This is a genomic window from Bradyrhizobium sp. NC92 (genome assembly GCF_025200865.1).
In the GTDB taxonomy this organism is placed as follows: domain Bacteria; phylum Pseudomonadota; class Alphaproteobacteria; order Rhizobiales; family Xanthobacteraceae; genus Bradyrhizobium.
This window is the reverse complement of record NZ_CP104171.1, coordinates 7,567,782-7,588,999: the sequence shown is the minus strand read 5'-3', so window position 1 is coordinate 7,588,999 and position 21,218 is coordinate 7,567,782. Positions and strand designations below refer to the sequence as shown.

Sequence of the window (21,218 nt, the reverse complement as noted above, 5' to 3'; positions counted from 1 at the left end):
ACAAAATTGGGGCGGCAGTCGTCGGCCGGCTGATCAGCCCGAATCAGCCGCTTCCGGTCAGGGCCTGGCGGCGCGGCAGGCCGGATTGTAGGCCCAGTTGCGGTCGACGCCGACCACGCACCACTCGACGCCGTTGCCGTAGCCGGCGAAGCCGCCATCCTCAATGAGCGAGAAATGCACCTTGCGTACCTTGCCGTCGGTGAGCATGGCGTCAGCGGTGCAATAGCGGCGCGGAATGTTGTCGGACTGCCAGGGGCGGAACGCGACCTCGCGAACGGCGGAGAAGCCGGTGATCTTCAACGGGGAATTCCAGAACCCGCTTTCCTTTTCCCAGAATTGGGTGGCGATCGTCGGCAGCGCCCTGTCGCAATCGGCCACGGCGCCGTCATAGCGCGGCCCGCTCAGCCAGAAATTCAGCTCGAGCGGATTGGCGGCCCTGGCCTCGCCGAGCGACAGCGCTCCCAACATGAGGCCGAGCACGGCGGCAAAGCGGAGCGATTTCTGGGAGGGGGCGCGCATGGTCAATCCGGACAGCTGGCTCTTGCGAAGGTCGGACGGTGCCGCGAAGGTTGGGGGAGGTCAAGTGCAGCGCGGCAACACTTCGCCAGGACTTGGCGAAGATGTCGCGGCCAACAGGGTTCGGTTCTTTTCACGCCCCTCCCGGCACCGTAAACTGGCGCCAGCCAATTGGAGTGACGGGAATGCGAATCATTGCGGCCGCGGGCCTTCTTGCCAGCCTGGTTGTCTCGGGCATGATGGCGAGCCAGTCGGCGCGCGCCGACATCTTTGCTCCGGTGCCGCCGTTCAAGGGCAACGACACCGGCGGCATCATCGCCTATTCGATGGCGACCCAGGTCGATGCGCGTCAGGTCGCGGTCGATCACTGCGCCCGCTACGGCAAGGTCGCGAAATTCCTGGGCGTGCAGGCCTATGAGGGCGGCTACATCTCGTTCGCCTGCCGCTGGGTGCCCTATGGCGCCGCCGATCGGCCGATCCGCACGCTCTACTGAGGCGCTGTCGTAGCGCCGCACTTCTCTCAGCCGGGAGCCTTCGACATGACGCGCAAATTCGCTTTGCTCGGCTCGACGCTCTGCCTCGCGTTGTCGGCTGGCGGCGCCGGCGCCGACGACCTGCCGGTACGCAAACCCGGTCTTTGGGAGATGAAGCTGGTCACATCAGGCTCGCCGGTGCCCGAAATGACCATGCAGCACTGCACCGACGAGACCGTCGACAAGGAGATGAGCAACAACGTCTCCCCGATGGCCAAGCAGATCTGCGCCAAGCAGGAGATCAAGAAGACTGCGACCGGCTATGTCAGCGATTCCGAGTGCAGCGTCGCCGGCGTCAGCACGACCTCGCATGCGGAGATCACCGGCGATTTCAACTCGGCCTACACGGTGAAGACGACCTCGCATGCGCAAGGCGGCGTCGCCGGCACGGCCGGGCGCGATAGCACCACGACGCTGCAAGCCAAATGGCTCGGGGCCTGCAAGCCGGATCAGAAACCCGGCGACATCGTCATGCCCGGCGGCTTCAAGATGAACACGCGCGACATGGACAAGCTGAAGGCGCTGCTGCCGAAGTAGGCGTGCTCGGCGCGCGCGGACGGTGCGCTCCCTCGCCCCGTTCTTACGGGGAGAGGGTTGGGGTGAGGGGCCTCTCTCCGCGAACGAGATTTTTGTGAGACCGGTACCCCCTCACCCGAATTCGATCTGCGATCGCATTCGACCTCTCCCCGCAAGCGGGGAGAGGTAAGAAAGCCTACACCGGAATCCGCACGCTCGCCCTCAATCCGCCCATCGGGCTGTCCCCCAGCGTGATGTCGCCGCCATGCGAGCGGGCGATGTCGCGGGCGATCGCGAGCCCGAGGCCGGTGCCGCCTTCGTCCTGGTTGCGGGCGTTGTCCAGCCGCAGGAACGGCTTGAACACCTCTTCGCGCAAGTGCGCGGGTATGCCCGGGCCGTCATCATCGACGGTGACCGTCAAATAACGGTGATCGCGCTGGCCGGTGATGGCAATGTTCTTGCCGTAGCGCGCTGCATTGGTGACGAGGTTGGCGAGGCAGCGCTTGAACGAGGCCGGCTTCACCGTCACCACGGGCAGGCCGTTGAACGCGACGGTCGCGGTATGGCCGTGGCGTTCGGCATCGCTGCGCAGTTCCTCGAGCGCCTGCGCCATGTCGGTCGGTTGCGACTGCTCGCCGGAATCGCCGCGCGCAAACGCGAGGTAATCCTCCAGCATCATCGACATCTCGTCGACGTCCTTGCGCATGCCCTCGAGCTCGGGATTGTCGCCGATCAGTGCCAGCTCGAGCTTGAAGCGGGTCAGGATGGTGCGCAGATCGTGGCTGACGCCGGCGAGCATCGCGGTGCGCTGCTCCATCGTGCGCTCGATGCGCGACTTCATTTCGAGGAAGGCGACGGCCGCACGCCGCACCTCGCGCGCGCCGCGCGGTCTGAAGTTCGGCGCCTCGCGGCCCTTGCCGAAACTCTCGGCGGCATCGGCAAGGCGCAGGATCGGCTTGATCTGGTTGCGCAGGAACAGCACCGCCACGATCAACAGGATCGAGGACGTGCCGACCATCCAGAACAGGAAAATCTCCGAGTTGGAGGCATAGGCGGCGCTGCGCTGCGCGAACACGCGCATCACGGCATCGTCGAGCTGGATGCGGATCTCGACCAAGTTGGAGCGGCCGACCGTATCGATCCAGAACGATCGCCCGATCTGGCGGCCGAGCTGCACCGACAGCGTCTGGTCGAGCAGCGAGAAGAACGGTTTTGGTCCCGGCGGCGGCATGTCGCCGGCGGGCAGGAAATCGACGACCAGACCGAGCCGCTGCTGCGCGATGCGGCGGATCTCGTTGCGGTCCTTGTCCTGCGGATAGCCCTTGTAGACGTCGATGAGTGCGGCGATGTCCTGCACCACCGCGGCCGACAGGCGGCGCGTCACCGTGTTCCAGTGCCGCTCCATGAACACGAAGGCGACGACCGATTGCAGCACCACCATCGGCACGATCATGATGAGGAGCGCGCGGGCGTAGAGGCCGGTCGGCATCCAGCCCTTGAACGCGTTGCCCATCCAGCCATTAGCGGCGGAGACGCGGCCGGCGGCGCTCTTCAGAAGCGTCAGGCCGGTATCGATCGTGCTCATCTGGCGCGCTTCACTGGTTTATGGCGAGGCCACCAGCCGGTAGCCGATGCCGCGCACCGCCTGCAGGAACAGCGGATTGGCAGGATCGGTTTCGATCTTGCGCCGCAGGCGGTTGATCTGCACGTCGACGGCGCGCTCATTGACGCTGCCGTTGCCGGTCAGCGCGCTGCGCGGCACGGTCTCGCCCGGCGTCTCGGCGAGAATCCGCAGCATCTCGCGCTCGCGGTCGGTGAGGTGGATGACCTCCTCGCCCTGCCGCAATTCGCCACGTTCGAGATGGTAGACATAGGGGCCGAACGCGATCTTCTCGACGGCCGTGGCCTGCGGCGGCGGCGCGGCGCGCTTGAGGATGTTGTTGATGCGCAGCGCCAGCTCGCGCGGCTCGAACGGCTTTGCCACGTAATCGTCGGCACCGATCTGCAAGCCCTCGATGCGGGCTTCCGCCTCGTGGCGCGCCGTCAGCATCACGATCGGCACCGACGATGAGGTGCGAATGAAGCGGGCGAGGTCGAAGCCGGTCTCGCCGGGCATCATGACGTCGAGGATCAGGAGATCGAAATGCAGGCCCATGAGCTTCGAGCGCGCATCGCCGGCGCTCGCCGCGGTGGTGACGCGGTAGCCCTCACTCGCAAGAAAGCGCGAGAGCAGGTCGCGGATGCGGCGGTCGTCATCGACCAGCAAGAGATGCGGGGCATCATCGGCCGGTTGCACCGGCGGGCGGGCGATCGTGGCAGCGAGCGGCACGGTCACTCCTTGGCGTCTTGGTTGACGGAAGCGAAGATCGTCTCGAGCACCTTGTCCGGATCGTCGCGGTCGATCATCGCGCGCAGGAAGCGCTTGACCGTCTCGGCATCCTGGGGCCCCATCTCGGCGAGCGCCCTGGTGATCCGCGTGGTCTGCAGTCCGGCGAGCTTCTGCACCAGCGCCTCGCCCTTCGGTGTCGCGTAGAGCAGGCGCTGGCGACGGTCATTGTCGCCGGTCTTCTGCACGATATAGCCCTCGTCCAGGAGCTGCTTCAGCACCCGGCCGAGCGACTGCTTTGTGATGCGCAGGACGTCGAGCAGATCGGCGACCTTCAGCCCGGGATAGCGGTAGACGAAGTGCATGACCCGGTGATGGGCCCGGCCGAAGCCGAATGCCTCCAGCTCCTGGTCGGGATCGCCGACGAAATCACGATAGGCGAAGAACAGCAGCTCGATGATATCCCAGCGCAAATTGCCTCCGTCGCCTGCGGCCGGCTTGGTCCCGGCGGCATCTTGAGGGGGAGTCGCGAAATTTATGTCAGGCATATTGACGTATCTTGGGTTCAATGTTACAAAAGGATCGACCCACACGAAACTTTAGATCGTTTCGCGCCGGGTGGCATCGGAGCAGGACGGCCGGAGAGAGCCGGACAGGCGGCGACGGCCGAAGCAGATCTACCGTGCGATTGTCGAGCGGCATTTCGGCAAAACATACTGGACTTCCGCCTTCCGCAAAAGCATGTCCTCGGGGACATGCTGGCCGCGGAAACCGGCCGTAACATGGCTGGTGGCGGTCCGGCCAGAAACCCAATCAAGCCAGCCGGGCCCGAACGGGCAGGCGGGCGCGAGAAACAGCGCCGCCACCGGCAGCGGGAGGCAAGGACATGAGCATGACATTCGACATCCAGCCCGCATCCAATCCGACGCCTGAGAAGGACCGTGTCGCCAAGCTGGTGGATCCCGGCTTCGGGCGGGTGTTCACCGATCACATGGCCATCGTCCGCTACAACCAGGCCAAGGGCGGCTGGTACGAGGCGAAGATCGAGGCGCGCGCCAACTTCCAGCTCGATCCCGCCGGCGCGGTCCTGCACTACGCCCAGGAGATCTTCGAAGGCCTGAAGGCCTACAAGCGCGACGACGGCGGCGTGAACCTGTTCCGCCCCGACGCCAATGCGCGGCGCTTCAAGGACTCGGCCGATCGCATGGCGATGGCGCAGCTGCCCGAAGACGTCTTCATCGAGGCGGTCGAGCAGGTCGTGCGCATCGACCGCGCCTGGATGCCGGGCGGCGAGGGCAGCCTTTACTTGCGCCCGTTCATGATCGCGAGCGAGACCTTTCTCGGCGTCAAGCCGTCGTCCGAATACATTTTCGCGGTGATCGCCTCGCCGGTCGGCTCCTACTTCAAGGGTGGGCCTGCGCCGGTCTCGATCTGGGTGTCGGAGAACTACACGCGCGCCGCGATCGGCGGCACCGGTGCAGTGAAATGCGGCGGCAATTATGCCGCGAGCCTGCGCGCCCAGGCCGAGGCGATCCAGCATGGCTGTGACCAGGTCGTCTTCCTCGATGCGGTGGAGCGCCGCTACATCGAGGAGCTCGGCGGCATGAACGTGTTCTTCGTGTTCGACGACGGCTCGCTCTCGACGCCGCCGCTCGGCACCATCCTGCCCGGCATCACCCGCGACTCCATCATCGCGCTCGCCCGGGATGCGGGCAAGACGGTGCGCGAGGAGCCTTATTCGCTCGAGCAGTGGCGCAAGGATGCGGCCGCAGGCAGGCTCAAGGAAGCGTTCGCCTGCGGCACCGCCGCCGTGATCTCGCCGATCGGCAAGGTGCGTTCGGTCAGCGGCGACTTCGAGATCTCGGGCGGCGCCGCCGGCCCCGTCGCCATGGGCCTCCGCAAGCAGCTCGTCGACATCCAGTACGGCCGCACCAACGATCCGCACAACTGGATCCGCAAGGTGTTTTGATCTCGTCACCCTCCCCTGGAGGGGGAGGGTCGATCGCGCGCAGCGCGAGCGGGGTGGGGTGATCTCTCAACTCGGGCAGTGTTCGATGTGCAGAGACCGTCACCCCACCCCGTCTCTCATCTTCGCTACGCTCAGATGCGAGCCGACCCTCCCCCTCCAGGGGAGGGTAAGAAGCGCAATGTTTGTGGACTCTTGCGCAGTGAACGTGCTGCTGCCGACAGGCGACAAAGCCAGGACACAACAAGCATCCTGGACATCGCAATCATGGCAATGAAACTCTCCCAACCCATGAAATGGGTCGTACTCGCCGCCATCACCGGCGCTTCCGTTTTCGGCATCCTGACCATCGGCCCGACGGGCGAGGTCGCAGCGCAGGACCGCTCGCCGATCGTCGACGTGCGCACCGGCGATCCCGAGATGAATGCGGCGATCGCGCGAGCCCGCGCCACGCTCCCCACCTTCTGGACTTCCTATGAATCGCCAAAGCCGTCCGAGACCGGACACGCCCTGAAGGTACACTTTACGACCCGCAGGGGCGGCGAGCACGTCTGGATCGGCGAACTGAAGAAGCAGCCCGGCGGGACATATTCGGGTCTGTTCGCCAACGAGCCGCGCGATCTGCCGGGCAAACACGCAGGCGACGCGGTCAAGTTCACCGAGGCCGACATCTCGGACTGGATGTTCATGCGCAACGGCAAGATCGTCGGGGGCGAAACCATCAAGCCGCTGCTCAAATCCATGCCGAAAGCCGACGCCGACGCGCTCCGGGCGCGGATGGAGCAGCCGTAGAATGACCTTCTTCCTTCTCCCCTTGCGGGAGAAGGTGGCGCGAAGCGCCGGATGAGGGGTTGTTTCCGCGAACTCAGCATGACGTTTGTGGATAGAGACCCCTCACCCGTCTCGCCGCTTCGCGACGAGCCACCCTCTCCCGCAAGGGGAGAGGGTAAAAGCCCCCGGTTGCCGCCCCGCGCCGCGGCTGGTAAACGCCGCGCATGGCCGAGAAACCCAAAAAACCCCAGAAACTGAAGGCGCGTCTGCCGCGCGGGCTCGAGGATCGCGATCCCTCAGCGATCCGGGCGACGCGCGAGATGGTCGAGAAGATCCGCGCCGTCTACGAGCTCTACGGTTTCGAGCCGGTGGAGACGCCGGCGATGGAATACACCGACGCGCTCGGCAAATTCCTGCCCGACCAGGATCGCCCGAACGAGGGCGTGTTCTCGTTCCAGGACGACGACGAGCAGTGGATCAGCCTGCGCTACGACCTCACCGCGCCGCTCGCCCGCTATGTCGGCGAGCGCTACGGCACCGACGGTCTGGTGCTGCCCTATCGCAGCTACCGCGTCGGCTATGTCTTCCGCAACGAGAAGCCCGGCCCCGGCCGCTTCCGCCAGTTCATGCAGTTCGATGCCGATACGGTCGGTTCGGCGACGCCGGCGGCGGATGCCGAGATCTGCATGATGGCGGCGGATACGATGGAGGCGCTCGGCATCGCGCGCGGCCAGTACGTGGTGAAGGTGAACAACCGCAAGGTGCTCGACGGCGTTCTGGAAGCCATTGGCCTGGCGGGTGAGGAAAATGCGGCGCGCAGACTGACCGTGCTGCGCGCGATCGACAAGCTCGACAAGTTTTCCGCGGACGAAGTGCGCAAGCTGCTTGGTCCCGGACGCTGGGACGGTGGCGAGGAAGGCAAGGGCGACTTCACCAAGGGCGCCAATTTGAGCGCGGCGGAAGCCGACGTTGTTCTCGCCATCACCAAGCCGCGCGAGGATTGGAAAGAAGCAATTGCCGCGGCAGAAACCTATCTCGCCAAGAGCGAAGTCGGTCAGGCCGGTGTCAGCGAGCTGGAAGAGATTGCAAAGCTGGTCACGGCGTCGGGCTATGGCGCGGATCGCATCAAGATCGATCCCTCCGTCGTCCGCGGCCTCGAATATTACACCGGCCCCGTCTACGAGGTCGAATTGCTGCTCGACACCAAGGACGAGAAGGGCCGCCCGGTGCGCTTCGGCTCGGTCGGCGGCGGCGGGCGCTATGACGGCCTCGTCTCGCGCTTCCGCGGCGAGCCGGTGCCGGCGACCGGTTTCTCGATTGGCGTATCGCGGCTGCAGGCCGCGCTGACGCTGCTCGGCAAGCTCGACACGCGGCCCGAATTCGGACCCGTCGTCGTTACCGTGTTCGACCGCGACCGCGTCGCCGACTATCAGAAGATGGTGGCGAGCTTGCGAGGTGCCGGCATCCGCGCCGAGCTTTATCTGGGTAACCCCAAGAACATGGGCAACCAGCTCAAATATGCCGATCGCCGCAACTCACCTTGCGTCATCATCCAGGGCTCGGATGAAAAGGCGCGCGGCGAGGTGCAGGTCAAGGATCTGATCGAGGGCGCCAAGGCGGCCGCCGCGATCGCCTCCAACCAGGAATGGCGCGAGACGCGGCCGGCGCAGTTCTCGTGCAGCGAGGCCGATCTCGTCGCCAAGGTGCGCGAGGTCCTGGCCCGCCATGACGTGAGCTGGGGCTAGCTATTCGCTGACGCCGTCATGCCCGGGCTTGTCCCTGGCATCCACGTCTTGTTTGATGGCGACCGTCAATGGCCGGTGTTCGGCCGCAAGGGAGAGAAAAATGCCTGAGATCACCATCAGCATGGCCGAAGGCCGTACCGACGAGCAGAAGGCCGGCATGATGCGCGACATCACCCAGGCGCTGGTGAAGAATCTCGGCGTCGACGCCGATGCCGTCGTCATTCAGATCAACGAAGCCCCGCTCCGCCACAAGATGAAGGGCGGCAAGACGTTCGTGGAGCGCGCGGCGGCGGCGAAGAAGTAGTTTCGGCTGGAGCGGGTAGCCACAGCCGTTCGCCATGGGTCCCGGATCAGCGCGCGCTTAAGGCGCGCTTGTCCGGGACGACATCGAGCAAGCACCATGGACGCACGCGACTTCATCACGACAGGCATGAGCGCCGAGCGCACGCTGGTGGTCCCGGTGGAGCGCACTGTCGGGCATTTCGTGGCCGGCATGCCTTTTGTCTACGCGACCCCGATGATGATCCTGGAGATGGAGATGACGTCGGGCGATGCGATCCGCGCCGCGCTTCAGCCAGGCTGGGTCACTGTCGGTACCGAGGTCGACATCCGCCATCTTGCCGCCGCGCTGGTCGGCGCCACCGTGCGGACCACCGCAAAGGTGGTCGCGGTCGAGCGCCGCGTCATCCGCTTCGAGGTCGAGGCGTTCGAGGGCACGCGCAAGCTCGGCGAAGGCCGCCACGCCCGGGGGCTGGTGAATGTCGAGACGTTCAACAAGCGGTTAGGGGCGTAGCGGCGAGCGCCGTGCCGTAGGGTGGGCAAAGCGAAGCGTGCCCACCACTTCAGAGGGACAATTGAAAGATGGTGGGCACGGCGCTTCGCGCCTTTGCCCACCCTACGGCACCTACGGCACCTGATTACTTCGCCAGTTCCTTCGACCGCTGCGTCGCCGCGGCGATGGCGCGGATCATGAGATCGCGCAACCCCGGCTCGCCCATCAGCACGCCGAGCGCCGCGGCCGTGGTGCCGCCGGGCGAGGTGACGTTCTGGCGCAGCGTGCTCGCGGGCTGCTCCGACTGGTGCAGCAGCTCGCCGGAGCCGGCGACGGTCTCGCGGGCGAGCTTGGTCGCCAGCGCTTCGGGCAATCCCGCTTCAACGCCGGCGCGGGCGAGCTCTTCGGCGAGCAGGAACACGTAGGCCGGGCCTGAGCCGGACACGGCGGTGACCGCATCCATCAATTCTTCGTCCTCGACCCATTCGACCGAGCCGGTGGCGCGCAGCAACGCATCCGCTACCGCGCGCTGCGCGGCGCTGACGTCGTTCGCCGCGACCGCGACGGTGATGCCGCGGCCGATAGCGGCCGGCGTGTTCGGCATCGCGCGCACCACGGCGCCGCCGCAGACCGCCTGGAGCGAGGCGATCGTGGTGCCCGCCATGATCGAGACCACCGAGGACTTGTCCGAGACGAACGGCTTCAGCTTGGCGCCGGCCTCGCGGAACATCTGCGGCTTCACCGCCACGACCAGCGTCTCGACAGCGCCTGCGGTCGTCACATCAGGATTGAGCACGACACCGTTGGCGGCCAGCGCGGAGATCTCGGGCGCAATGTGCGGCTCGATCACCGCGACGCGGCGCGGATCGAGCCCGCCCGAAAGCCATCCGGTCAGCATCGCGCCGCCCATCTTGCCCGCGCCGGCGAGCAGGATGGTGCCGGTGATGTTTTGGAGGGTGCTGTTCGCCACTGTGGTCACCACAAACAAAGGTGTCGTCCCGGCGAAGGCCGGGACCCATAACCACAGGCGGTTCTAATGGATGGAGAGCAGAGCAACAAGCATCGTGCGATACGGCGAAAATCACGCGGTATGGGTCCCGGATCTTCGCTTCGCTCGTCCGGGACGACGTTTGGGAGCGAGGCGAGCCCTACGCCTCCCCGACCGTGTCGAACATCGCCGCGTCCATGGCCTGCGCCGTGGTCTTGCCGGCCCACACCACGAACTGGAACGCGGGGAAGTAGCGCTCGCAGGCATGGATGGCGCCGGCGAGCATGACTTCGCATTGCGCGGGCGAAGCGGTGAGGCCGCCCGGCAGCACCAGGGCCTGGCGGTGCATCACCATGCCGGTGTTGGTCCACAGGTCGAAATGGCCGACCCACAGCTGCTCGTTCACGGCGGCGACGAGCCGCTGCACCTCGCCGCGGCGCGCTGGCGGAATCTTCATGTCGAAGGCGCAGGCCAGATGCAGCGCCTCGATCTCGCCCATCCAGGTGAAGGAGAGCTGGTAGTCGGTCCATTGTCCCTTCGAGACAATCGTGAGTTCGTCCTCGCCGGAGCGTTCGAACGGCCAGTTGTTGCTGGCGGCGATGTCCTCGACCACCGCGAGCGGATGGTTTCTGGAATCGATAGTGCCTTCGAGCAGGGACATGCCGTCTCGACCTCTTGCCTTCTTGTTGTCTTTGATACGCACGCGGTTGGGCCCGGCACGCGCTCCCTAAACGTCGCTACGGCGTCCCCTCGGATTAGCCTATGCAATCTCCTCGGAGTCGCTGTTGCGATCCCTCGGATCAGCGCGGGCCTGTCGCGGATCAAGTGATGTGATTTGCGGAATCTGCGCAACGGGGTCGCGAGTCCGTCCACAAGCCAGGACTCGTTCGTCCACAGCTCATCTCCGCCACAATTCTTAACGGACGAGAACAAACCGGAATCGGATTCCGCAAAAGCGCTCGCCGCAAATTCCGCCGGGCGAGGGCTGGGCCGCCGTCCGGGCATGGGACCATGCGCTTTGCCCATGCGGAACACGCTTGCCGCGACCGCCTGCCGGCGGCATATTTCCGACCAGGCCGTTCATCCCGGACGGCCGATGTTCTCAGGGCGGGGTGAAAGTCCCCACCGGCGGTAAGGGCCGAAAGGTCCAAGCCCGCGAGCGCCTTCCGCGAGGGGTTATCCCGAAGGGAAGGGTCAGCAGATTCGGTGCAACTCCGAAGCCGACGGTTAAAGTCCGGATGAAAGAGAACGGTCGCTGGCAGACGCATCGAGACGATGCGGCTGTTTGTCGTTCCGTGTGCCCTGATTCTGGTCCTTAAACCGAGGAAAGCCATGAATCAGATGCTGCAAGATCCCCAAACCGAAACGTCCCAAACGCCGCCGCCGGTTCCCGTGGACCCGGCACCTGCGCATCCGCGCTTCGCCAAACCGCAGCGGGTGGCCTTCGTGCAGGCCTGCTGGCACCGCGACGTGGTCGCGGAAGCCCGCATCGCTTTCATGAAGGAGGCGGAAGCCCGTCACCTCACCCATGTCGACGTGTTCGAGGTGCCGGGCTCGTTCGAGATCCCGCTGCACGCGCAGGTCCTCGCCAAGACGCGGCGCTACACCGCGATCGTCGCGGCCGGCCTCGTCGTCGATGGCGGCATCTACCGGCACGAATTCGTCGCCGACACCGTGATCAAGGCGCTGATGGACGTGCAGCTGCGCACCGAGATGCCGGTGTTCTCGGCCGTGCTGACGCCGCAGCAATTCCACGAGACCGAGGTGCATTACGACTTCTTCCGCAAGCACTTTGCGATCAAGGGTGTCGAGGTCGCGACCGCCTGCGCGGAGACGTTGCACGGCCTGGAGCGCCTGCGCGGCCAGGTCGCCGCGGGGATCGTGGGATAGGCACACTGCCGTAGGGTGGGCAAAGCGAAGCGTGCCCACCTCTTCTCGCGAGACAAAAGGGTGGGCACAACGCTTTGAGCCTTTGCCCACCCTGCGATGCGATCGCCTCTCGTCACCCCAGCGACACACCCGCCTTGGCGCGGGTGATCCCAAGCGTCAGGATGCGACGCAGAAGATCTCCATAGTTCAGCCCGTCGTGCTGAGCCGCGGTGGCGAATTCCTGGCTTTTGGCGATCTCCGGGTTGGGATTCGCTTCGATGAAATACGGCGTGCCGTCGGCGGCGAGACGAAAATCGATGCGCGCGTAACCGTCGAGGCCGAGCGCCCGGTAGATGCGTTTCGCGGCACGCTGGATGCGTGCGGTGACCTCGGGCGCAAGATCGTTCGCCGGCCCGTCGACGATGCCGACGCGTTCCTGGTACTCGGTGTCGTGCTTGGCTTTTTCGGTGGCGATGTGGCGTGACCTGCGCCCGCCCATGCTGCCGAACTTCAATTCCCAGACCGGCAGGACGCGCAGCCGGTTGTTGCCGAGCACGCCGACATAGAGCTCACGACCCTCGATGAACTGCTCGGCGATGGCGGCGGTCTCCACGCGCTCGTGGATGAAGGCGACCCGTTCCGCCAGCTTCTCGTCGGTATCGACGATCGAGGCCTGCGATATGCCAAAGGACCCGTCCATGTTCAGCGCCTTGACGATCAGCGGCAGCGCAAGATGTTTTGGCCGTTTCACCTTGCGGCGCATCGGAAAGACGGCGAAGGCCGGCGCCGCGATACGGCGGTGATGCACTAGCGTCTTAGACAGATCCTTGCCGCGCGCCAGGATCAGGCCGCGCGGGTTGCAACCGGTGTAGGGCACCTTCATCAGCTCGAGATAGCTGGCGATGTGCTGGTCGTAGGCGACGTTGTAGTGGAACTCCTCCAGCAGCGTGAAAACCACGTGCGGCTTGAACTCCTCGATCGCTTCGCGGATCGGTCTGATTTCCTCCTGCGCACCGAGCGGGCGCACCTCGTGGCCGGCCGCACGCAAGGTGCTGACGACGTCGTATTCCGTTTTCCAGATGTTGATCTCCTGCGGCGTGTATCCGTCGGAGGAGTCCGGCGGCAGGAAGTCCGGATGCATCAGCACCAGAATACGGAGACGTCTCATAGCGCGATCCATTTGCGCCGAGACGGGCCAAACAGCGCGTGCATCGTCTTTGCGGTCACGAGGACAATGAAATCGAGAACGAGCTTCTGTTCGGGACCCACGGCACGCAAATCGAGATCGCGGCAGCGGGAGATCATCTCGTCAAGCACGGCATCGAGCGTGAGCTGGTTCTCGCCTGTCCAGCGCGCGACCAATTGCCTGATCTGGGCGCGGTGCCGCCTGATCAGGGTCGAGGCCGGCGTTGACCGATGGTGCCGCGGATCGGCTGAAAACAGCCGGGAGAGGTCGCGGTCGTAGGTCTTTGGTGGCGTGAACGCGTAGAACGCCTGCTTTTTCTTGTAGTGCTCTTCAAGTGTCTGGCTGAGCCGACCCAGCGGATCGACGCGCTCCCGCGTCGTGATCGACGGCCGCTTTCCAGCGATCTCGCTCATCAGCTCGTCGACATATTCGAGCTTCTTCAGCGCCGGCCAGCCGGCATATCGCGTTCGCCAGTTCGAGCGCGGCCGTAGCCACACCGCAAAGGTTTCGGCGAAATCTTCGTCCGGATGGCTCTGTGCGTACCAGAGCCGAAGGTGTTGAACGTAACGCCGGCTGGCGGGATTGGGCCGGTAGTAGCGCGGGTAGTGCTTCGACGATGGGCCGAACAGCTGCTGCCAGCGCCGCCGCCGCTGCAGCTGGTAACCATGCTGCAAGGCATGCCCGGCCTCGTGACGGAGGATGGCCATGCACTCGCGCCAGGTTCCGCCCTCGACGTCGAACATCATCTTCTTCTCGAGCTTCATCAGGCGCGGATGGGCGAGATAGAAGGGGATGGCGATGCCGGGCACGTCGCCCGGACTGAACCATTCGCTCGAGATCCATGTGTGCGGCCGCAGCCGGATGCCGCGCTCTTCGAGTTCCTCGTAGAGCGTGCCGACGCAGTCCTCGAGCCAGGTGCCTTCGACCGTAACCCTCAGGCTGCGGAGGCGTTGCTTGAGCAACTCGTCATCCGACAGCTTCTCCCAAGCAAATTTCCGGCGTCGCATCAGGCATCCAGAGGGCAGAGATGACTCGGTATCTGGATGATGTCATGGGTCGCCGACGGCAACAACCCGCGGGGGCTGTGATGCGGGGACCGTGGCGTTGCGGGATGGTCGTCGTTCCGGGGCGTGCGTAGCACGTGCCGGGATCCATCGATCTACGCGGACCGGAAGATGGATTCCCGGTTGGCCTCCCTCCAGGCGTCCGGAATGACGGCCGCAAAAAATCAGTCGAACAGGCTCGACACCGATTCTTCCGCCGCCGTGCGCGCGATCGCATCCGAGATCAGGCTGGCGATCGGCAGCGTGCGGATGTTCGGCGCCTTGGTCACCGCCTCGGTCGGCAGGATGGAGTCGGTGATCACCAGCTCCTTCAGCCTGGAGCCGGCGATGCGGGCGGCGGCGCCGCCGGAGAGCACGCCGTGGGTGATGTAGGCGTAGACGTCCTTGGCGCCCTTGGCGAGCAGCGCATCGGCCGCATTCACCAGCGTGCCGCCGGAATCGACGATGTCGTCGACGAGGATGCAGGTGTGGCCGGAGACGTCGCCGATCACGTTCATGACCTCGGACTCGCCCGGCCGCTCGCGGCGCTTGTCGACGATGGCGAGCGGGGTGTTGATGCGCTTGGCGAGGCCGCGCGCGCGGGCGACGCCGCCGACGTCGGGCGAGACCACCATCGTCTTGGTCAGGTCGAACTTGTCCTTGATGTCGCGCACCATCAGCGGCGCGGCGAAGAGGTTGTCGGTCGGAATGTCGAAGAAGCCCTGGATCTGGCCGGCATGCAGGTCGAGCGTCATGACGCGGTCGACGCCGGCCTGCGTGATCATGTTGGCGACGAGCTTGGCCGAGATCGGCGTGCGCGAACCGGACTTACGGTCCTGCCTGGCGTAGCCGAAATAGGGCAGCACCGCGGTGATGCGGCGCGCCGAGGAGCGGCGCAGCGCGTCGGTGATGATGAGCAATTCCATCAGATGGTCGTTGGCGGGGTACGAGGTCGACTGGATGACGAAGGCATCCGAGCCGCGGACGTTCTCCTGGATCTCGACGAAGATCTCCATGTCGGCGAAGCGCCGCACCACCGCCTTGGTCAGCGGCAGGTCGAGCCCTTGCGCGATCGCCTGGGCGAGGGCCGGATTGGAGTTGCCGGCGACGAGCTTGATGGAGCCGTTTTTGGCCGACATGGACGCTTCCTCCCGCGCTTTGCTGGATACGACCTTCAACATCAGAAAATACCCGCTGGCAGCACGGTTACGACGGGCGAGGAAATATCAGGCGGAAGGCCGCAATGGCAACCCGGGATGATACGTTTTCCCTTTGAAAATCCTGAGTCGGGCCAACGGCTTGGCCGCAAGTTGAGGCCGTGGTTTAGCGGGGGTTATTGCTCGGCATAGCCGAGCGCTGATGCCGGCATGTCCGGACTTGGAGCGTCCTTGACGACGCTTGCCACTGCCGGTCCCCGCAACGCCGGAGCCGCGCCTGGTGCATCCGGCGCTCCGTTGATCATGTTGGAAAGTCCGCTGAATCCGGCCTGGGCGATCTTCCGCAGCACGAGGTCGTCGGCAGCAGCCCAGGCGTCGCGACCAGCCTTGGCCGAGGTCGGTTCCTCGCCGGAGAGGCGCAGCGCGCGCTGCTGGTTGGCGTCGTAGACGTCCCAGACCCAGGCGATCACGGTCTTGCCGCGCACCACCTGGGCGGAGAGGTAACTGCGCACGCGATAGGCAGCCGTGCCCTCGCGGGAGACCACGGACAGGCTGCGCAGCTTGGATTCGCTGTCGAGCACGCCGACCATGCGGTCGAACACTTGCGGCGGTGGGCCGTCAATCGATTCGAAGGCAACGGTCGCCCCGCTGCCGGCGCTCGGCGCCATCGCATAGGAATTGGCGGCACTGCCGCCACCCCCGGCGCAGCCGCCAAGCGCAGCCGCTGCCGCCAGCAGCATGACCGCCAGCACGCGCGAACCCGCACGGCGGAAGATGAATGACGCGTCCCTCATTATGGAGGGCAGCGATATCGTTAAAATCGATTAAGGTCTAGGGCAGGCGCGACACAGGCCACTGTCATCGTGCCGGGGCATCGCCCCGGAAAAACACGGAGTTGCCCGTGTGTTCACGCTTCCAGCGCAATGGCGTGAACGTGGCGGCCGTAATCCGGCTCCTTGCGGTGCACCGAGCGGCGATAGCTGAAGAAGCGCTCGTCGGCGTAGGTGTCGAGACCGAGGTCGTCGATCATCAGGATGCCGGCGGCCTCCAGCCGCTTGCGGATGAAGCCGGCGAGGTCGAACATCGCGTGGCCCTCGCGTACCGACGGGATGAAGAACACAGCGTTCTCCGCATCCGCCTCGATGAAGCGCGCGACGAACTCGTTGCCGACCTCGTAGCTGTCCTGGCGGATCAAGGGGCCGATCGCGGCGATGATGCCGCCGCGCGTGGCGCCGAGCTGCTCCATCGCCGCGATGGTCGCTTCCAGCACGCCTGTCAGCGCGCCCTTCCAGCCGGCATGCGCACCGCCGATCACGCGTGCCTGGGGATCGACGAACAGCACCGGGCCGCAATCGGCGGTGGAGACGCCGAGCGCGATGCCCGGCGTCTTCGTCACCAGCGCATCGCCTTTCGGCCGCGGCCCGCTCGGCCACGGCGCCTCGGCAATGAGCACGTCGGGCGAATGGATCTGGTGCAGGCTGATGAAGCGCTCCGGCGCGACGCCGACATGCTCGGCCATGCGGCGCCGGTTCTCGGCGACCAGGGCCTGGTCGTCGTTGGAGCCGAGCCCGCCGTTCAGCGCGGAATAGATCCCGCCGGAGACGCCGCCTTCGCGGGTGAAGAAGGCATGGCGGAGGCCGGGCACTGCCGACAGCAGCGACGAAGCGATCGTCATGAGGCCTCTCCTGCCTGTTCGAGATCGCTGAGGCCGGCAAGGCCCGTCAGCCGCGGCTCGGAGATGCCGAGCACCTTGAACATCGAGCCCATGCCGCCACGCCCGGTATCGGTCAGGCGCTTGAGCGCCACTGAAATGTCGGTGGCGACGTCGGGCGCAGCTTTCTGCATCAGGGCGGCGGCGCGGGTGTCGATGCCGATCCGCTTGAGGAAGTCACCTTGCGTCACCGGCCCATGCACGCGCGCGCCGACATCCTCGGCCGCGCGAGCCAGCGCCTGGAAATCGACATGGGCGGTGACGTCGGCCTGGCCCGGCGCCTTCAAGGGATCGGCGAAGGTGTGGCGCGCGATCGCCTGGAAGGTATCGCCGGCGTCGCTGCGTAAGTGGCCGTAATCGATGATCAGCGCCGCGCCGTCCTGATCGCGCACGCGCGTGGCGAGCTTCATGATCTCGCCGTCGGGGCGCCACTCGAACACGGCACCGATGGGGGCGGCGCGCACCAGGGGCGGCAGCAGCACGTCGAAGCGGGGCGTCGGCTCCGGCGCCGCGCCGAACTGAAGCTTGCCGTTGGGATCGATCTCGATCACGCGCTCGTGCCAGCCGTTCTCGAGCCGGACCATCTGGTGAATCGGCAGCACGTCGAAATATTCGTTGGCGAGGATGATGCTCGGTCCTTCCGGCACCTCGTCGATGCTGTCGTGCCAGGCGATGTTGCGCACGTTGGCGAGCGTCGCGCTCTGCCGGTCGCGCAACACGGGATTGACCTCGACCATGTGGATGTGGAGCGCCTGGTAGAGCGGCGGCAGCACGCGGAGAGCGCGCAGCGCATCCGCCATCATGGTGCCGCGGCCGGGGCCGAGCTCGATCAGCCGCAAGAATTGCGGCGAGCCCATCTGCTTCCACACCGAGGCGGTCCACAACCCCAACAGCTCGCCGAACATCTGGCTGACTTCGGGCGCCGTGGTGAAATCGCCCTCGCGCCCGAGCGGATCGCGCGAGACGTAATAGCCGTAGCGCGGATGCATCAGGCACAGTTCCATGTATCGCCAGACCGGCATCGGTCCAGAGGATTTGATCAGCGCCTTGATCTCGTTGAGGAGCGGCTGGTCGGTCACGGCGGTCTTCTCGAAATCAATTAACGAATGGCCTGGACGGGCGTCGGCGCACCGCGCCTGACAGCCCATACAATAAGTATGGCGCCGACGATAAGCATCGGGATCGACAACAGCATGCCCATGGTTAATCCGCCCCAGAGAAAACCGAGCTGCGCGTCCGGCTCGCGGAAATGCTCGCCGGCGATGCGGGTCAGGCCGTAGATCAGGATGAAGCTGCCGAGGATCATGCCGGGGCGCTTCAAGGCGCCGAAGCGGATCATGATCGCGAGCACGGTGAACAGCAGGATGCCCTCCATGCCCGCTTCGTAGAGCTGGCTCGGATGGCGCGGCAGCTGTGTCGGATCGTTGGGGAAGATCATCGCCCAGGGCAGGCTCGGGTCCGTGGCGCGGCCCCACAATTCGCCGTTGATGAAATTGGCGATGCGTCCGAGCAAGAGCCCGACCGGGGCGACCGCGGTGGTGATGTCGCCGAGCGACAGGATCGAGATGCCGCCCCGATAGGCGAACCACATCACCGCGACGACGCAGCCGAGGAAGCCGCCGTGGAACGACATCCCGCCCTCCCACAATTTGAAGATCGCGGCGGGATGATCGATGAAGAAGGGCAGGTTGTAGAACAGCACGTAGCCGGTGCGGCCGCCGAGGATGATGCCGAGCGTGACCCACAGGATGAAGTCGTCGATCTGCACCAGCGACATCGGCGCCGGTCCGCCCCACAGGTGCTCCTTCTTCAGCAGCGAGCGCGCATAGAGCCAGCCGAACACGATGCCGCAGATATAGGCGAGGGCATACCAGCGGATTGCGAACGGGCCGATCTCGATCGCGATCGGCTTGAAGGCGGGAAAGTCGATCAGCAGAAACGGCATCGCGCCTTCTATGTCCAAGCCGGATCGCGGCGGTTGGGCGCCGCAGACGCCCCGTGATTCCTCTTATGCAGGGACGTTGAATACGATTGCAAGGAAACCGGCGCATGACAAGGATACCGCCGCTTCGCCCTTGAACCGGCCCCGTCGGATTGCCATTGTCTCCCCGCGAGTTCGCGCAAAGTTTATCGGAGGCCAACATGACCCAGACCAGCAACCGGTTTTTCGACGAGATCGGCCGCCTGATGAACGACGCCGCCGGTGCTGCCCAGGGCGTCAAGCGCGAGTTCGATACGGTGATGCGCAGCCAGGCCGAAAAATTCCTGCGCGACATGGACCTCGTCAAGCGCGAGGAGTTCGAGGCGGTCAAGGACATGGCACGCCTGGCGCGCGAGGAGAACGAAGCCCTGAAGGCGCGGATCGCGGCGCTGGAGGCAAAGCTGGGCGGTACCCCGACGTAAGCCGCGGTCTCTCTTAACCCTCCCCTGGAGGGGGAGGGTCGGCGCGCAGCGCCGGGGTGGGGTGATCTCTCCACTCGGGCACCGCCTCGATCGAGAGACTGTCACCCCACCCCGCTCGCGCTTCGCGCGATCGACCCACCCCCTCCAGGGGAGCGTAAGAAGCAAGGGTGCAACCCCCCGGGCTGCCAGCCCATTCTCCTTGTCATTTCCGCAGCTTCCGGGTAAAAGCCCGCCACGTCCGCGGCCCCCGCACCCCTGGAGGCTTGCTGTGGACCATGCCATGGGCCGCCTTGCGGCCCATTAACTTTTGCAAAAACAAGGACTTAACGACATGGCGACGACCGTCAAGGAATTGAAGGCGACCGCACGTCCGAAGAGCGGCAAGGGGGCCGCCCGGGCTGAGCGTCGCGCCGGGCGAGTGCCCGGAGTGATCTACGGCAACAACCAGCCCCCGCTGACGATCTCGATCGAAGATCGTGAACTGCGCCAGCGCATCCTCGCCGGCCGGTTCCTGACCACGCTGGTCGACATCGACCTCGAGGGCAAGAAGCACCGCGTCATTCCGCGCGACTACCACCTCGATCCGGTCAAGGACTTCCCGATCCATGTCGACTTCATGCGGCTGGGCGAAGGCGCCACCATCCGCATCAGCGTTCCCCTGCACGTCGTGAAGGCGGAAGGCTCCCCGGGCGTGAAGCGCGGCGGCACCGTCAACATCGTCGCCCACGCGATCGAGCTCGAATGCGGCGTCGAGAGCATCCCGCAATACATCGAAGCCGATGTCGGCGCGCTCGAGATCGGTCACTCCCTGCATCTGGCCGACATCAAGCTGCCGGCCGGCGTGAAGGCGCTGACCCGCGAGGACGCGACCCTCGTCACCATCGTGCCGCCGTCCGGTTACGCCGAAGAGCAGAAGGCCGCTGCTGCGGCTGCCGCTGCTGGTGCGGCCCCGGGCGCTGCGGCTGCTCCGGCCGCTGGTGCCGCGGCTCCGGCTGCTGCTGCTCCTGCCGCTGCTGCCAAGGCTCCCGCCGGCGGCGACAAGAAGAAGTAATCTCTCGAAGCTGGCGCGCGGTCCTTGACCGCGCGCCGAGCGGGGGGCGCGCCGCGTCATGCGACTCTTTGTTGGGCTCGGCAATCCCGGCGCGAAATACGCACGTAACCGGCACAATATCGGCTTCATGGCCGTCGACGAGATTGCGCGGCGTCATGGCTTCTCGCCGTGGCGCCGCCGCTTTCAGGGCGAGACCTCGGAAGGTGCGCTCGGCACTGAGCGCGTGATCCTGCTCAAGCCCACGACCTACATGAACGAGTCTGGCCGCAGCGTTCAGGAAGCGGCGAGCTTCTTCAAGATCGCGCCAGGGGACACCACCGTGTTCCACGACGAGCTCGAGCTGCCGCCGGGCAAGGTGCGGGTGAAGATCGGCGGCGGCATCGCCGGCCATAACGGCCTGCGCTCGATCTCGGCGCATATCGGCAACGATTATCGCCGGGTGCGGCTCGGCATCGGTCATCCCGGCGTCAAGGAGCTGGTGCACGGCCATGTGCTGTCGGACTTCGCCAAGGCCGACAACGAATGGGTGGCGACGCTCTGCGACGCGGTCGCCGAGCACGCCGCACTGCTCGCCAAGGGCACGGACGCGACCTTTGCCAACAGGGTGCATCTGGCGATGCAGGCGAAGGGATTTTTGACCAAGGACGAGAACGGCAAGGAATAAC

General features: G+C 65.6%; 24 protein-coding genes and 1 riboswitch. Of the genes, 11 read left to right on the top strand and 13 right to left on the bottom strand.

The annotated features are described in order from the left end of the window. Positions 1 to 57: 57 nt before the first annotated feature. Positions 58 to 519 carry a hypothetical protein gene (locus N2602_RS35255; RefSeq protein WP_260380983.1) on the bottom strand — a complete coding sequence of 154 codons (462 nt, stop codon included), beginning with the start codon at positions 517 to 519 and terminating at the stop codon, positions 58 to 60. 182 nt (positions 520 to 701) lie between these two features. Here N2602_RS35255 and N2602_RS35250 point away from each other — a divergent pair, with 182 nt between their 5' ends. Together N2602_RS35250 and N2602_RS35245 are read left to right on the top strand one after the other, a co-directional pair. Beyond that, positions 702 to 1,010 (top strand): hypothetical protein, encoded by a 309-nt coding sequence (locus tag N2602_RS35250; protein ID WP_172788765.1) that lies wholly within the window; start codon positions 702 to 704, stop codon positions 1,008 to 1,010. A 45-nt stretch (positions 1,011 to 1,055) separates the two neighbouring features. Continuing rightward, the gene (locus tag N2602_RS35245; RefSeq protein ID WP_260380982.1) at positions 1,056 to 1,586 is read left to right on the top strand and encodes a DUF3617 family protein; all 531 of its coding nucleotides are present in this window, start codon (positions 1,056 to 1,058) and stop codon (positions 1,584 to 1,586) included. Between the two features lie 175 nt (positions 1,587 to 1,761). Here the strand turns inward: N2602_RS35245 and N2602_RS35240 are convergent, their stop codons facing one another. Genes N2602_RS35240 through N2602_RS35230 form a run of 3 tightly spaced genes read right to left on the bottom strand, consistent with a single transcriptional unit; the run spans position 1,762 to position 4,439 of the window. Then, complete coding sequence (locus N2602_RS35240; protein ID WP_172788763.1) at positions 1,762 to 3,150, bottom strand: ATP-binding protein; 1,389 nt, start codon at positions 3,148 to 3,150, stop codon at positions 1,762 to 1,764. Positions 3,151 to 3,168: 18 nt separating this feature from the next. Beyond that, the gene (locus N2602_RS35235; RefSeq protein WP_212259367.1) at positions 3,169 to 3,900 is read right to left on the bottom strand and encodes a response regulator; all 732 of its coding nucleotides are present in this window, start codon (positions 3,898 to 3,900) and stop codon (positions 3,169 to 3,171) included. Next, positions 3,897 to 4,439: a MarR family winged helix-turn-helix transcriptional regulator gene (locus N2602_RS35230; RefSeq protein ID WP_172788761.1), complete on the bottom strand. Its 543-nt coding sequence runs from the start codon at positions 4,437 to 4,439 to the stop codon at positions 3,897 to 3,899. The genes N2602_RS35235 and N2602_RS35230 overlap by 4 nt, the downstream gene beginning before the upstream one ends. A gap of 338 nt (positions 4,440 to 4,777) precedes the next feature. On the opposite strand from N2602_RS35230, the gene N2602_RS35225 reads away from it, so the two are divergent. The 5 genes from N2602_RS35225 to N2602_RS35205 all read left to right on the top strand — a co-directional run bounded on the left by N2602_RS35225 (position 4,778) and on the right by N2602_RS35205 (position 9,166). Continuing rightward, positions 4,778 to 5,860: a branched-chain amino acid aminotransferase gene (locus N2602_RS35225; RefSeq protein ID WP_260380981.1), complete on the top strand. Its 1,083-nt coding sequence runs from the start codon at positions 4,778 to 4,780 to the stop codon at positions 5,858 to 5,860. A gap of 264 nt (positions 5,861 to 6,124) precedes the next feature. Next, positions 6,125 to 6,649 (top strand): YegJ family protein, encoded by a 525-nt coding sequence (locus N2602_RS35220; protein WP_260380980.1) that lies wholly within the window; start codon positions 6,125 to 6,127, stop codon positions 6,647 to 6,649. 203 nt (positions 6,650 to 6,852) lie between these two features. Next, positions 6,853 to 8,373, top strand: a complete 1,521-nt coding sequence (gene hisS / locus N2602_RS35215) for a histidine--tRNA ligase (protein WP_260380979.1) — start codon at positions 6,853 to 6,855, stop codon at positions 8,371 to 8,373. A gap of 100 nt (positions 8,374 to 8,473) precedes the next feature. Then, positions 8,474 to 8,677: a tautomerase family protein gene (locus N2602_RS35210; protein WP_025033847.1), complete on the top strand. Its 204-nt coding sequence runs from the start codon at positions 8,474 to 8,476 to the stop codon at positions 8,675 to 8,677. Between the two features lie 96 nt (positions 8,678 to 8,773). Next, positions 8,774 to 9,166 (top strand): thioesterase family protein, encoded by a 393-nt coding sequence (locus N2602_RS35205; RefSeq protein ID WP_260380978.1) that lies wholly within the window; start codon positions 8,774 to 8,776, stop codon positions 9,164 to 9,166. 124 nt (positions 9,167 to 9,290) lie between these two features. Here the strand turns inward: N2602_RS35205 and proC are convergent, their stop codons facing one another. Then, a complete protein-coding gene (gene proC, locus N2602_RS35200) occupies positions 9,291 to 10,115 on the bottom strand; it encodes a pyrroline-5-carboxylate reductase (protein ID WP_260380977.1) in 825 nt (274 codons plus the stop codon). 178 nt (positions 10,116 to 10,293) lie between these two features. Further along, positions 10,294 to 10,794 carry a YbjN domain-containing protein gene (locus tag N2602_RS35195; RefSeq protein WP_212259371.1) on the bottom strand — a complete coding sequence of 167 codons (501 nt, stop codon included), beginning with the start codon at positions 10,792 to 10,794 and terminating at the stop codon, positions 10,294 to 10,296. Positions 10,795 to 11,227: 433 nt separating this feature from the next. After that, positions 11,228 to 11,387: riboswitch (FMN riboswitch) on the top strand. 78 nt (positions 11,388 to 11,465) lie between these two features. Between N2602_RS35195 and N2602_RS35190 the strand changes: the two genes are divergently transcribed. Beyond that, positions 11,466 to 12,023: a 6,7-dimethyl-8-ribityllumazine synthase gene (locus N2602_RS35190; RefSeq protein ID WP_260380976.1), complete on the top strand. Its 558-nt coding sequence runs from the start codon at positions 11,466 to 11,468 to the stop codon at positions 12,021 to 12,023. Positions 12,024 to 12,135: 112 nt separating this feature from the next. On the opposite strand, the gene N2602_RS35185 is transcribed toward N2602_RS35190, so the two are convergent. From N2602_RS35185 to lgt, 7 genes are all read right to left on the bottom strand, one after another. After that, the gene (locus N2602_RS35185) at positions 12,136 to 13,170 is read right to left on the bottom strand and encodes an ATP-grasp domain-containing protein (protein ID WP_260380975.1); all 1,035 of its coding nucleotides are present in this window, start codon (positions 13,168 to 13,170) and stop codon (positions 12,136 to 12,138) included. Beyond that, on the bottom strand, positions 13,167 to 14,195 hold the full coding sequence (locus N2602_RS35180; RefSeq protein ID WP_260380974.1) for a putative zinc-binding metallopeptidase: 1,029 nt from the start codon (positions 14,193 to 14,195) through the stop codon (positions 13,167 to 13,169). The genes N2602_RS35185 and N2602_RS35180 overlap by 4 nt, the downstream gene beginning before the upstream one ends. Positions 14,196 to 14,416: 221 nt before the next feature. Then, positions 14,417 to 15,370: a ribose-phosphate pyrophosphokinase gene (locus N2602_RS35175; protein WP_172788752.1), complete on the bottom strand. Its 954-nt coding sequence runs from the start codon at positions 15,368 to 15,370 to the stop codon at positions 14,417 to 14,419. Positions 15,371 to 15,564: 194 nt separating this feature from the next. Continuing rightward, the gene (locus N2602_RS35170; RefSeq protein ID WP_260380973.1) at positions 15,565 to 16,182 is read right to left on the bottom strand and encodes a hypothetical protein; all 618 of its coding nucleotides are present in this window, start codon (positions 16,180 to 16,182) and stop codon (positions 15,565 to 15,567) included. Positions 16,183 to 16,295: 113 nt separating this feature from the next. Beyond that, positions 16,296 to 17,063, bottom strand: a complete 768-nt coding sequence (gene pgeF / locus N2602_RS35165) for a peptidoglycan editing factor PgeF (protein WP_260380972.1) — start codon at positions 17,061 to 17,063, stop codon at positions 16,296 to 16,298. Then, positions 17,060 to 18,178, bottom strand: a complete 1,119-nt coding sequence (locus tag N2602_RS35160; RefSeq protein WP_172788749.1) for a class I SAM-dependent methyltransferase — start codon at positions 18,176 to 18,178, stop codon at positions 17,060 to 17,062. Before N2602_RS35160 ends, pgeF begins: the two co-directional genes overlap by 4 nt. 20 nt (positions 18,179 to 18,198) lie before the next feature. After that, entirely contained in the window at positions 18,199 to 19,044 is an 846-nt protein-coding gene (lgt, locus tag N2602_RS35155) for a prolipoprotein diacylglyceryl transferase (protein WP_172788748.1), read from the bottom strand. Between the two features lie 197 nt (positions 19,045 to 19,241). Between lgt and N2602_RS35150 the strand changes: the two genes are divergently transcribed. The 3 genes from N2602_RS35150 (at position 19,242) to pth (ending at position 21,217) form a co-directional block, all read left to right on the top strand. Further along, complete coding sequence (locus N2602_RS35150; protein ID WP_100235986.1) at positions 19,242 to 19,502, top strand: accessory factor UbiK family protein; 261 nt, start codon at positions 19,242 to 19,244, stop codon at positions 19,500 to 19,502. 331 nt (positions 19,503 to 19,833) lie between these two features. Continuing rightward, on the top strand, positions 19,834 to 20,553 hold the full coding sequence (locus N2602_RS35145; protein ID WP_172788747.1) for a 50S ribosomal protein L25/general stress protein Ctc: 720 nt from the start codon (positions 19,834 to 19,836) through the stop codon (positions 20,551 to 20,553). A gap of 58 nt (positions 20,554 to 20,611) precedes the next feature. Next, entirely contained in the window at positions 20,612 to 21,217 is a 606-nt protein-coding gene (gene pth, locus N2602_RS35140; RefSeq protein WP_260380971.1) for an aminoacyl-tRNA hydrolase, read from the top strand. The last annotated feature ends 1 nt before the right edge of the window (position 21,218 follow it).